At 65.3% G+C, this 10,697-nt stretch carries 12 protein-coding genes and 1 pseudogene; 9 read left to right on the top strand and 4 right to left on the bottom strand.

Translation table 11 applies throughout. From position 1 onward, the window contains the following. Window positions 1-72: 72 nt before the first annotated feature. Window positions 73-207: a hypothetical protein gene (locus tag AC3A5R_RS20780; protein WP_487622673.1), complete on the bottom strand. Its 135-nt coding sequence runs from the start codon at window positions 205-207 to the stop codon at window positions 73-75. A gap of 836 nt (window positions 208-1,043) precedes the next feature. On the opposite strand from AC3A5R_RS20780, the gene AC3A5R_RS20775 reads away from it, so the two are divergent. The 6 genes from AC3A5R_RS20775 to AC3A5R_RS20750 all read left to right on the top strand — a co-directional run bounded on the left by AC3A5R_RS20775 (window position 1,044) and on the right by AC3A5R_RS20750 (window position 7,057). Continuing rightward, the gene (locus AC3A5R_RS20775; protein ID WP_487622672.1) at window positions 1,044-2,306 is read left to right on the top strand and encodes an Eco57I restriction-modification methylase domain-containing protein; all 1,263 of its coding nucleotides are present in this window, start codon (window positions 1,044-1,046) and stop codon (window positions 2,304-2,306) included. Continuing rightward, on the top strand, window positions 2,303-3,394 hold the full coding sequence (locus AC3A5R_RS20770; protein ID WP_487622671.1) for a BsuBI/PstI family type II restriction endonuclease: 1,092 nt from the start codon (window positions 2,303-2,305) through the stop codon (window positions 3,392-3,394). The genes AC3A5R_RS20775 and AC3A5R_RS20770 overlap by 4 nt, the downstream gene beginning before the upstream one ends. Before the next feature lie 70 nt (window positions 3,395-3,464). Beyond that, complete coding sequence (locus AC3A5R_RS20765; RefSeq protein WP_487622670.1) at window positions 3,465-4,397, top strand: hypothetical protein; 933 nt, start codon at window positions 3,465-3,467, stop codon at window positions 4,395-4,397. Window positions 4,398-4,406: 9 nt separating this feature from the next. Beyond that, entirely contained in the window at window positions 4,407-5,453 is a 1,047-nt protein-coding gene (locus tag AC3A5R_RS20760) for a hypothetical protein (RefSeq protein ID WP_487622669.1), read from the top strand. Between the two features lie 290 nt (window positions 5,454-5,743). Next, on the top strand, window positions 5,744-6,646 hold the full coding sequence (locus AC3A5R_RS20755) for an LAPAL motif-containing putative phage structural protein (protein ID WP_487622668.1): 903 nt from the start codon (window positions 5,744-5,746) through the stop codon (window positions 6,644-6,646). A gap of 219 nt (window positions 6,647-6,865) precedes the next feature. After that, complete coding sequence (locus tag AC3A5R_RS20750) at window positions 6,866-7,057, top strand: YegP family protein (protein WP_487622667.1); 192 nt, start codon at window positions 6,866-6,868, stop codon at window positions 7,055-7,057. 56 nt (window positions 7,058-7,113) lie between these two features. Here AC3A5R_RS20750 and AC3A5R_RS20745 read toward each other — a convergent pair whose 3' ends face one another. Beyond that, on the bottom strand, window positions 7,114-7,260 hold the full coding sequence (locus AC3A5R_RS20745) for a hypothetical protein (RefSeq protein WP_487622666.1): 147 nt from the start codon (window positions 7,258-7,260) through the stop codon (window positions 7,114-7,116). Between the two features lie 536 nt (window positions 7,261-7,796). On the opposite strand from AC3A5R_RS20745, the gene AC3A5R_RS20740 reads away from it, so the two are divergent. Then, window positions 7,797-8,363, top strand: a complete 567-nt coding sequence (locus AC3A5R_RS20740) for a putative glycolipid-binding domain-containing protein (RefSeq protein WP_487622665.1) — start codon at window positions 7,797-7,799, stop codon at window positions 8,361-8,363. A 76-nt stretch (window positions 8,364-8,439) separates the two neighbouring features. Then, the gene (locus tag AC3A5R_RS20735; protein WP_487622664.1) at window positions 8,440-8,967 is read left to right on the top strand and encodes a DinB family protein; all 528 of its coding nucleotides are present in this window, start codon (window positions 8,440-8,442) and stop codon (window positions 8,965-8,967) included. A gap of 30 nt (window positions 8,968-8,997) precedes the next feature. Here the strand turns inward: AC3A5R_RS20735 and AC3A5R_RS20730 are convergent. After that, a pseudogene (locus tag AC3A5R_RS20730) lies at window positions 8,998-9,421 on the bottom strand (arsenate reductase ArsC). Between the two features lie 225 nt (window positions 9,422-9,646). Continuing rightward, window positions 9,647-10,003 (bottom strand): metalloregulator ArsR/SmtB family transcription factor, encoded by a 357-nt coding sequence (locus AC3A5R_RS20725; RefSeq protein WP_487622675.1) that lies wholly within the window; start codon window positions 10,001-10,003, stop codon window positions 9,647-9,649. 103 nt (window positions 10,004-10,106) lie between these two features. Between AC3A5R_RS20725 and AC3A5R_RS20720 the strand changes: the two genes are divergently transcribed. Further along, entirely contained in the window at window positions 10,107-10,568 is a 462-nt protein-coding gene (locus tag AC3A5R_RS20720) for an ArsI/CadI family heavy metal resistance metalloenzyme (protein ID WP_487622663.1), read from the top strand. Window positions 10,569-10,697: the final 129 nt, after the last annotated feature.

The following is a 10,697-nucleotide window of genomic DNA, read 5'->3' as shown; positions in this document are numbered from 1 at the left end:
GGAGGCCCTCCCCTGTCAGCAGCTCACAGCGCGAAGTCGCATTCCCTCAACCAACGTGCCCGGTCAGTACACCTAGCGGTGCCCGCGGCGGTCGACGGGCGTGAGCTGGTCGGCGCGGAACCACTGGTCGACGACGGCGTCGGCCTCGACCACGAGGTATGTGACGCGGGCCCACCACTGGCCGTCGCGCTGCCGCCAGGCCGTCACAAGGCCAGGGTGGGGGCCGCCGTTCTCGCGGGTGTGGTTGACCCAACAGTGCTGGCGCGCCGCCGGCACAGGTGGGATCGGGTGGTCGTGTTCTCGCCCCGTACCGTGACCCACCACCGCATTATCGAACGCCAGTTCGAACATGTCGACCGCCCCAACAAGCACAGGCGTCCACAAAATCGCCTTACGGGTGGGCAAGGCGAGCCCGAAGAGCCTCCCGATCCGTTGACCCGGTTCCCGAGCGAGCTTCCGTGAGAAGAGCAACACTCGCCCGACGGCGGACCCGCCGCCGCACAAATCGCGGAAGATGCTGCGTCGCTGGCGAGCCTCTGTCACAAGTGTCCCTGCCGTAGGACAAGATGTTCGCCGTGACACTGGCCGCCATACGACCGATCCGCGACCTCGGACCCCGTGGCAGCCGTCGCGAGCTGGCACCAGACGACCCGGCCGGCGAGCCAAGCGCCGCGACACGAGCACTCCTGCGCAGCGTCCCATCGTGGTGGGCGGGCCGTGCCAGGGAAGCCGGTCTGAGCGATCAATGGCTCGACGTCTTCTACGCAGTCGCCGCTCCAGCACCCTCGTTCGTCGAGCCCTCCTCAGAGACCCCTGAGACCGGCGATGGGCCCCTGTCCTCCGAAGCCCTTGGACGGGCATACGTTCAGACGCTTACCGCCGGAGTGCGGGCCCGCCACGGTCGGCACTACACACCAGACAGTCTCGCGGTCCACCTGTGGAACCTCGCTAGAGCAGACGCGGGCTTGCCGCCCGAAGGCAGTCGTCTGACCTTCTTGGTACGTGATCGGGCTTGTGGCGCGGGCGCACTCCTGATCCCGCCTATGCGCGAGCACGTTCAGGCGTCAGTTCTGACCGAACCGGCGCTGGCTCTCGCTGGACTGCCAGGGACGATCGCTGGCACCGAGCTCGACCCGAACGCGGCATGGCTCGCAAATGTCATCCTCGCCGCAGAGGCCCTGCCGCTGGTCCGCGCAGTCTCTCCTAGGCAGCGCAAGCCACTTCCAGCCCTCGTCACATGCGGCGACGGCTTGGAAACCGGCGACCGCAAGGCCCGCGTGGAATTGCAGAACCCCCCGTACGGTCGCGTCAAACTGTCGCCCGCTGAGCGCGAACGGTGGAGCCACGCCCTGTTTGGTCACGCCAACCTGTACGCCCTGTTCATGGCGGCAGCCGTCGAGGACCTTGAAGACGACGGAGTCTTGGCCGCCCTGGTTCCGACGTCTTTCACATCGGGCAAGTATTTCGAGAACCTCCGAGGCTTCCTAGCCAAGGAAGCCCGGCTCCGCAACGCTGCCTTCATCGCGGACCGCGAGACCTTCGAATCCGTCCTTCAAGAGACGTGCCTGGTCACGTTCGGGCGCCGCAAGACCAAGTTCACGCGGCTAGTTGCCGTCAACGGTCAGCTCGAACCCGTCGCCCGTGTTCAGGCGCCCACGACGCGTCTCCCGTGGCTGCTGCCCCGTCGGGCGGACGACGCGCCCGTGGCGGCGGCCGCCGCCGCTCACCCGCTGCGCCTCTCTGACCTCGGCTACCGATGCTCGACCGGTCCACTGGTATGGAACCGCCGAGCGGATGACTTGTCTTCTACATCGTCCAGGAATTCAGCGCGTGTCATCTGGGCTGCCGACATCGACGGTGGCGTTCTGCATCGGGACAAGGCGCGCGACAACATGCGTTACCTGCGTCTCCGCGACGGCAACGCAGATCGTTTCACGGTGCGTACTGAGCCCGCGGTGCTCCTGCAACGCACAAGCGCCCCAGAGCAGTCACGCCGGTTCGTCGCGGCGGTCCTTGGGGCGGCCGAGTTGAAGGCATGGGGTGGTCAGGTCGCCGTTGAGAATCATGTCAACGTCCTGCACGCGGTCAGCGCGGAGCAGTTGCTGGACATCGAGACCCTCGCCGCGGTGCTGCACACCGAGACGATGGACCGAGTCATCCGATCCCTCTCCGGGTCGGTCGCCTTGTCCGCTTACGAGATCGAGGCCATCCCGTTCCCTGCGGGCGATCTTGTGTCCACCTGGAATGGATTGAGAGGGGTCGAGTTGGAAAAGGTCGTCGCCGACGCGTACCGGCCCGGCCCATGAGGCCCCTGATCAGTCGGAGTGAGATCCGGGCGCGCCTGGAACGTATCTTCCCGAGGGAGGCCTTCGACACCGCCGTCAACAATCCGCTCGCCGCCGCGGCTGTCGCCGGGCTGCTCTACATCGATGCAGTGGTCGACGAAGCCGAGCAGGACCCCCCCGACTCCGTGTGGGCGCGTCCTGTAAGTGTGCTCTGGATGAATGACGGCACCTACGCCCGATCTGACATCGCCAGCCGCGCAGAATGGCGTGCGGCCTCGCTCGCCGGCAATGCCGCCAAGGCGGTGGCCGAGTTGCACGACTCTTGGGGACTGACCCCGGAGGAGGCGAAGCACTGGTACCGGGACACCACTCGGGAACCACTGCGCGACGAGACGTTCGCGTACTGGCGTCGAGACGGTGCCGTGCGGGAACGGCCCGGCCTGCCGACCAACAGCCCAAAACCGCGCTGGGCGTTGCATGGCGCGTTCGCCGACCTCTTCGACCCCAACTTGACTGACTCCGCCCTCACCTTCGCAATCGACGCGTGGCGCGACTCGCACCTCAACCCTGGGGATAAGGCGAAGATCGCCGCTCTGAGCCTTCGTGCGAAGTTCCTGCACGGAGTCGACGTGCGTCTCCCCGACGGCACCCAGCGAACCCTCGAGCCCGGTGACGCTTCCCTGATCCTGAAGGGCGTCATCGAGGACTGGGCGCCGGCCCGGCTCAAAGATCCAATCGTGGTCACTATCTCCGAGCCTGGTGACAAGGTTTACGTCGTTGACCGGACGTTCCTCCAAACGATCGGCGTGACGATCGACGTTAGGACGCTGCTGCCCGACGCCCTGATCGTCGACATCGGAGCGACGCCAATCACGTTCTGGGCCGTTGAGGTCGTGGCGAGCGATGGGGCAATCACCGAGGAGCGCAAGGCTGACCTCATCGAATGGGCCCGCCAGCAGCGTATCGCCCCAGAGGCCCTCCGATTCTTGACCGCTTTTGTTTCGCGCTCTAGCTCCGCTGCACGAAAGCGGTTGAAAGACCTCGCGTCGGGCACCTCGGTGTGGTTCCTCACGGAGCCGAAGCACGAACTGAACTGGAACGAGATCTGAAAGGACGCCGCGCCCACGGTGCTCGCAGTTACACGTGTAGCCGGGTCGGCTCCCGCTTGGCTGCCTTAAGGTGACTTTGGTGCAGGGGGATAGTCCGAACGCCCGATACGGCCGCCAATGGCTGGATGAGGATCTGACCTGGCTCGACCGGCAGCTGACCGTCGATGTCGACCCCGATCCCGATCGACGGTCCGTTCAGCAGGGCAGCGCGGTGTCGATCGATGATCAGTGGTGCGTCACCTACGACCCGCTGTCGTCGCAGGTGACGGGCCTGTTGCACGCGGCCGAAGACAACCTCCACGGGGTCAAAGTCATGATCCGCGACGCCCAAGTGATCCACACATACGCCGAGTACGCCATGGTTCGAGGCGCTATCGAATGCGCGTGCCTCGCGTGGTGGCTGCTCGCACCCGAAGACCGAACTCACCGCGTCGGCCGGCACCTCCGCCTGCTCTGGCGGGACGAGCTCGATGCGTACGACGCTCTCGGTGATCTCGCCGAGATTCAGAAGCGAAAGGAGAAGCGCCGCGCCGAGATCATCGCCGCCGCGACGGCGCTTGGGATCGATACCAGTGGAGTCTTCGGCCGTTGGAGTTACCAGAGCATCGTCGGGGAGCTCGACCGCGAAACCAAGATCCCAGCCCTTTTGGCCTGGCGCGCCACCTCCGGCATGATCCATGGGCGTCGCTGGGCCATGGGCGCTCTTAGCAAGATGGAGCCGAGCCCCGACCTTCGTGACGCCGAGACGGGCGACAGAAATCAAGGCAAGGTCAAGGTCAGCGGTGACACCCATCAGTTAGGCATGGTTCTCAGGGTTGCCGTGCTGGCGCTCAAGGAAGCTGAGAGACTGTACGCCCGTCGCCGGGTACGGCCCGGAAACTTCGCGGGCGTCGTCTCGCGCATGTGGTGCCCTTCCGCAATCCGTGTCGCTCTCCTCGGCTTCCAGAGCCTCACTCCGGGTCTTCCAGCGAGTCGAGCAGTGACGCCCATGCCCCGTAACTAGGATCGTTACATGGCGGGAGAACGGCGATGGCAGGCATTCATCAATGCAGCCGCAAGTGGCTACAGAAGCGATTACCCTCGGCGCGATGACCTTCCGCATCCCCAGCTGACCTACCCGAAGGCGTTGGCCCAGCTTGAGTACACGTCTGCAGACGTGGAGTATCTAACGCAGTGGTGGAGCAAGGACCCCGTCTACCCCCCTCTGCTCGATAGCACACTTATCGAAAAGCGAGAACCGGACTACCCGAGCCTCTACGACGCATTTACTCAGGCGGGGGAGTGGTTTGGCCGCATAGCATCGACGGAGGACGACTTCGACGGAGGCGGTTTGGTCTTCGCCTTCTCGGGACATGGCCGCGATGATGGAACTCTGCTGCTGCAGGAGTCGACGTTCTTCGGCCCTGACGACTTCATCGAAGCGGCAGCAGCTACGCACCGCGCCACAGGCTCAGAACGACCCACCAGAATTGTTCTTCTGCTCGACGCCTGTTACTCAGGAGCTTTCCTTGCCCGCGTCTTGTATCGCGTCGTGAATGAGCCCGAGCTGGGTCTGGACTGCGAATACATGCTGGCCTCGTGCCATCCCGATGAGGTTTCTTGGGAGTCTCCAGCTCTGGGTCATGGACTGTCGACATTCTGCTTCTCGCTGGATGAGGCATCTTTGGGGGATGGCATTGGAGTCGCAGGAAAGAATGGAATCCGGACGTGGGCGGCCTTCAAGGGGCCGTTCGGGTGTTCAGTGGCCACCGGAGCCGCACAGAACCCCATCACATATCAGTTTGGCGAGATTGAGACCTGCTTCACCCGGCTGTCCGGACCGTGGCGATCCTACGAGGCACTACTTGCTGATTTGGCGGCATGTCGAGACGAGCTCTACGAACGGTTTGAGCCATTCCGGCGGTTCAAGAAGAGTGACCTGTCGGATGCTGATATCGATCGCAGCATAGAAGCGCAGATGGAACTGGTGCGACACGTCACGCAGTCACCAGAGGAGTTCGCCGAACAGTCGCGTGCCTTTCGTCGCGCTTGGTGGGTGACTCAAACCGTTGGCCCTTGAAGGTGAAAATCACAGCAGAAGAATCCACTAGGAGCAGCCGCCCCTCGGACAAGCCACTTCCCGGACCCGCCAGCAACCAGCGTAGAACCCAGCCCTCGCTGGGTCTTGACCTAAAGGGGGGGTGCCAGGACCGGGTGGTTCTGGCGAGGCAATGGCCGGTCGTGGCCGCCCGGGTTCAAAGTGACGAAAGCCGATAGCAGGTGCTCATTGGCGGCGCGCCAGGCCCACCAACAGACTCTCGGCATGTCAGCATGCGGTTGGCACGCTGGTCGAGCGAGAGGGGCCGCCACTTGAGCCGAGAAGAGTTCACGGTCGAGTACGACGGCCCGGCACTCCGTCGCCACCGCATGGACGTCAAGTCGTTAGCCCCGTCGCTGGTGGCTTTGGCGGATGCCTTCACTCTGGCGAACGAGGAGCTCGGTGGTGGCCAAACGCCGCCGCCTTCACTGCTGGTCGATGCCACCCGCCCCGGGTCCTTCGATGTCGAGTTGATTCTGCAGACAGCCGATGCGGTGCAGGAAATGCTGACATCAGACCAGGCGTCTGCCGCGGCGAACGCGACGGCCCTCGGAACGGTTGTCGCACACGTCCTCAGATGGATGAACATTCGGGCGCGCCGAGGACGCGAGTCCGGTGCTCAGAGCCCCACCGCCGGACGGTTGGTGGTGTCTTGGCCAGATGGGACGCAGCTCGAAACGACTACCGATGCCGCGGTCCTTGTCGAAAACATGGATTTCACGCGCACACTGCGCTCCTTCCTCGACCCACTCGATGGCGAAACTGTCGACAGAATCTCGATTGAGCCCGGCCGGAAAGCGCGTTTTCCGGGCGTCACCATGCGTTCACGCGATCTCGATGGCTTTGAGTTGCCGGAAGTCGAAGACACCGTCTTGGAGTCGACAGCACGCGAGATGGTCCTGGACCTCATCACCGTCGGCCTGAAGGACAACCACAAGTGGCGGGTCTCCAACGGCTCGACGCCCTTCTGGGTATCCCTGCATGACTTGGACTTCATCATGAAAATGGATGTGGGAACGGAGACGTTTGGTCGGTACGACAGGCTCCGATGCATCATTCGCGAGACACAGTTCCAACGACCATCCGGCAGCTTGCGTCTGGAGCGCACGATAGTCAAAGTCATTGACCACCTTGCTGCTCCCCGACAAGGCCGACTGCCGCTGGATGGGATCTGACTGCCAGGTGAGCGGCATCCCCCATGCGCAGGCACGCGGAAGCGCGGCTGCCTGCCGTCCGCGAGTGTGTTTGATCCGCGGCATGTGCGGTCGTCGAGGAGGCTCAGTGCGCGGCGGGAGCCGCTGACAGGGACCCAGCTGCGGGGATGGGTGCGAGTGGTTACCGCTCGACGTGGGTACGAGCGCCGCACAGCGCGAATCCATCGAGAAAGAGGGGACATGGCTGCGAAGTTCCGCGTCATCCACCAACCGGGCAAGGGCTACCACTTCAACCTCGTCGCGACCAACGGCCAGGTCATCGCGACCAGTGAGCACTACGAGACCCATCGGGCCTGCCTGGCGGGCATCGAATCGGTCCGCAAGAACGCACCCACGGCGGAGCTGGACGACCCGACTGCCAAGACGGACTGACAGGTTCCGAGCGCGGACGGCGGGTCGACGCGGACGGGAGGTCGACGACGAGTGAGTCAGTAGCGACAGAGCCGGACCTTGGTCACCGACAGCCTCGACGGCGGTGAGATCGTCGACGACAGCGCATCCGCGAACAGGTCGACCGATGTCACCACCTGCCCGGCCGGAGCCGACCCTAGGGGGCACGAGCCGTCGGTGCTCACGACTGTGACTCCTTCGAGGAGCTGAGGGATTTCGTAGGCCGCGAGGGAAGTATCCTTGCCGGGCTGTCCTGCTGGTCCTGCTGGCCCCGCCGAGCCAGCCGGTCCGGCGATGCCTTGCGGACCCGTCGGGCCAGCCGGACCAGCAGGCCCCCGCACGATGCTGTGCAGCCCTGGAATCGTCGAGGCCGCTGCAAGACCTCCGACGGCGCATAAGGCGCTCCACACGCCGATCCCTGCACCCACCAGCGCCCTGTTTGTCCCCATAGACGGAAGAGTGCCCGAAGCCTCACGACGGCACGAGCAGAATCGCCGTGAAGGATGCCGCTGGCGCGAGCCGGGCGAGGTCTACTGCCTCAGCGGCATGTGCGGATGCTTGAGGCCAGTCCGGCGATGTCGCCGCGCACCCCATGTCAAAGGCCGCCGGACCCGGACCAGTTGAACGAATCACCGGCCTCTGGGACGTCGACGGGCAGAACCTGGCAGACCATGTTTCCGGAGAAGGTTCATGGCTTTGTCAGTCTCGGTACCGTCGTCGCATGGCAGCGCGGACCTATGCGTGGGAACGTGTCGACGAGAACCGCGGTCACAGCTTCGCGCGGGTCGAAGGGCATCGGACCGGCTGGACGGTCCATGGCACCGAAGTACTCGTCGGTGACGACACCCTGGCGTGCTGCTTTCGCGTCTGGCTCGACCCGGACTGGCGCACGCGTGAGGTCGAGGTCACGGTCGTTGCCCGGAGGGGCGAAAGGCGCCTTGGTCTCGCCGTTTCGGGCGGGCGTTGGGAGGTCGACGGCCGGCACGATCAGGCACTCGATGGTTGCGTCGACGTTGACGTCGCAGCCACGCCGCTCACCAACACCTTCCCGATCCGGCGGTTGGCCTCTCTTGAGGTCGGCGAATCACGGACCTTCTCGGTGGCTTGGGTCGAGGTTCCGTCGCTGCGGGTGCGTCGTGTCAACCAGACTTATCGACGGCTCGCGACCGGTTCCGACGGCAGGGCACAGTGGGAGTACGGCGACCCTGACCACGGCACGTTCCGGCTCACCGTCGATGAGAACGGGGTCGTGATCGACTATGAAGGGTTTGCGCGCCGAGTCACATGATTGCGTTGTCCGGTTCCAGGCGAAGGGTCGGTCCGTGTGAACCCGCGCGCCGAAGCCGCCGCCCACTGGAGCAGAGATGACGCCCGAGTCGATAGCCCAAGAGCTGCTGATCGCACGCGACGACTTCCACACCCTGCTCGACTCGGCCTCGCGCCGTGAGCTGCGCCGCCCGAGCGACGGCACCAAGTGGACCAACGAGCAGCTGCTGTTCCACATGCTGTTCGGCTACCTGCTCGTGCGGAACCTGCTCTGGCTGGTCAGGCTCTTCGCCCGCCTCCCGGCGACGGTGTCGCGTCAGTTCGCCGCCGGGCTGAATGCCGCAACCCGTCCGTTCCACCTCGTCAACTACGTGGGCTCGCTGGGTGGAGCAGCCGTGCTGCGGCGCCGCGGCATGGAGAACCTGATGGACCGCGTCACCGCCAGCCTTGCTGGGACGCTCGAACGCTCCAGCGAGCAGCAGTTGGCCCGCGGGATGTACTTCCCGGTCGGTTGGGACCCGTACTTCAAGGACTACATGACCATCCAGGACGTCCTGCACTACGCGACCCAGCACTACCAGCACCACCGTCGCCAGCTCACTGTGGACGCGGTTCTCAACGCCTGAGCCGGCTCACCGCCGCACGTCGGCTGGGGGTCACTCGCCAACGGGGGTGAGCTGGCGGATGAGCGTCTCGACGCGGGCGCGGATCTCGTCGCGGATGGGGCGCACATGCTCGAGGTCTTGACCGGCCGGGTCCTCAAGGACCCAATCCTCGTACCGCTTGCCCGGGTAGAAGGGGCAGGCATCTCCACATCCCATGGTCACGACGACGTCGGCTTCGCGGACGGCTGAGTCGGTGAGCAGCTTGGGTGTTTCGATGGCGATGTCGATGCCCTCATCGGCCATGGCTTGCACGGCGACGGGGTTGACGTGCGCGGCCGGCTGGGAGCCTGCGGACAGGACCTGGATGCGGTCGCCGGCGAGGTCGCTGCAGGTAGCCGGCGGCTATCTGGGAGCGGCCGGCGTTGTGCACGCAGACGAACAGCACGGTGGGCCGGTCGGTGGTTGGGTCGGTCATGACGGGTTGGCCCTTCAGGTGGCGGCCGCTGCGGCGTCCCTGCGGCGGGGGTGCAGGACGGCGATGACGCCGAGTCCGGCTGCGCCGCCGATGATTTGGGCGAGGACGAAGGCGGGGACGCTGTGTCGTGCGGGGACAGCCGGGTGGCCGCGACGCCAGATCCGATGACGGCCGCGACGAGGAACGCGCTGCCGACGAACTCCGCCGCGACCTTCTGGCGCACCCTCACGAGGCCGTGTCGATGCTGCCGGAGATCAACGTGGCCAGCGAGGACAGCGCTGTCGGGCTGGAGCGGTAGTAGACCCAGACGCCGCGCTTCTCCCGTTCGAGCAGGCCGGCCTCTTGCAGCACCTTGAGGTGGTGGCTGATCGTCGGCTGCGACAGCTCGAACGCGTCGTTGAGGTCGCAGACGCACGCCTCACCGCCCTCGTGCGAGGCGACCAGCGACAGCAGGCGCAGGCGCACCGGGTCGGCCAGCGCCTTGAGCAGTGGGGCAATCCGCTCGGCGGCCTCCTGGCTCATCGGCTCACGGTTGAGCGGGGAGCAGCAGGCCACGGCCTCGACCGGCGTCAGGGTCAACATCGAAGAGTTCGACACACGTCGATATTGACAGATGTCGATGAGTGGGTACAACCTCGACCCAGCAACACATCGACACTCATCGATCTCTGAAGGAGTCACACTCATGAGCCGCATCCAGCTCGCCCTCAACGTCGAGGACCTGAAGGCCTCGATCACCTTCTACTCGGCCCTGTTCGGCGCCGAGCCGGCCAAGGTCCGACCCGGCTACGCCAACTTCGCCATCATTGAGCCGCCGCTGAAGCTCGTCCTCATCGAGAACCCCGGCCAGGGCGGAAGCCTGAACCACCTGGGCGTCGAGGTCACCGACGTCGAGGCCGTCGACGCCGAGCAGACCCGACTGGCCGAGCACGGCCTTGCCACGATCGACGAGCGCGGCACGACGTGCTGCTACGCGAAGCAGGACAAGTTCTGGGTCGAAGGCACCCCGAACGGCGAACGCTGGGAGGTCTACACCGTCCTGGCGGACAGCCCCACCTTCAGCGGCTCACTGGCAGGGCAGGGGTCGGGATGCTGCGGCAACGAAAGCGCCGCCGAAGCCGCCCCGAGGGCCAGCGTCTGCTGCTGATCCGAGCCCGCGCCGCTCCAAGGGGGCATGCGGGAGCGGCATTGTGTGGAGGTCCGCACATCGGCAGGACAGGAAGAGTTCTCCCGCCTTCCAGGCCACGCCGCGCCGGCCGGACGAGTTATTCCGACT

Source organism: Intrasporangium sp. Soil_C_50 (assembly GCF_057656595.1).
Note: the sequence above shows the minus strand (reverse complement) of the source record. Positions and strands in the feature narration are given on the sequence as shown.

Bases quoted from the DNA above. Each gene is read 5' to 3' on its own strand.
- AC3A5R_RS20775 (WP_487622672.1), top strand. From the start codon at position 1,044: ATGCGCGAGCACGTTCAGGCGTCAGTTCTGACCGAACCGGCGCTGGCT.
- AC3A5R_RS20770 (WP_487622671.1), top strand. From the start codon at position 2,303: ATGAGGCCCCTGATCAGTCGGAGTGAGATCCGGGCGCGCCTGGAACGT.
- AC3A5R_RS20760 (WP_487622669.1), top strand. From the start codon at position 4,407: ATGGCGGGAGAACGGCGATGGCAGGCATTCATCAATGCAGCCGCAAGT.
- AC3A5R_RS20750 (WP_487622667.1), top strand. From the start codon at position 6,866: ATGGCTGCGAAGTTCCGCGTCATCCACCAACCGGGCAAGGGCTACCAC.
- AC3A5R_RS20740 (WP_487622665.1), top strand. From the start codon at position 7,797: ATGGCAGCGCGGACCTATGCGTGGGAACGTGTCGACGAGAACCGCGGT.
- AC3A5R_RS20735 (WP_487622664.1), top strand. From the start codon at position 8,440: ATGACGCCCGAGTCGATAGCCCAAGAGCTGCTGATCGCACGCGACGAC.
- AC3A5R_RS20725 (WP_487622675.1), bottom strand. From the start codon at position 10,003: ATGTTGACCCTGACGCCGGTCGAGGCCGTGGCCTGCTGCTCCCCGCTC.
- AC3A5R_RS20720 (WP_487622663.1), top strand. From the start codon at position 10,107: ATGAGCCGCATCCAGCTCGCCCTCAACGTCGAGGACCTGAAGGCCTCG.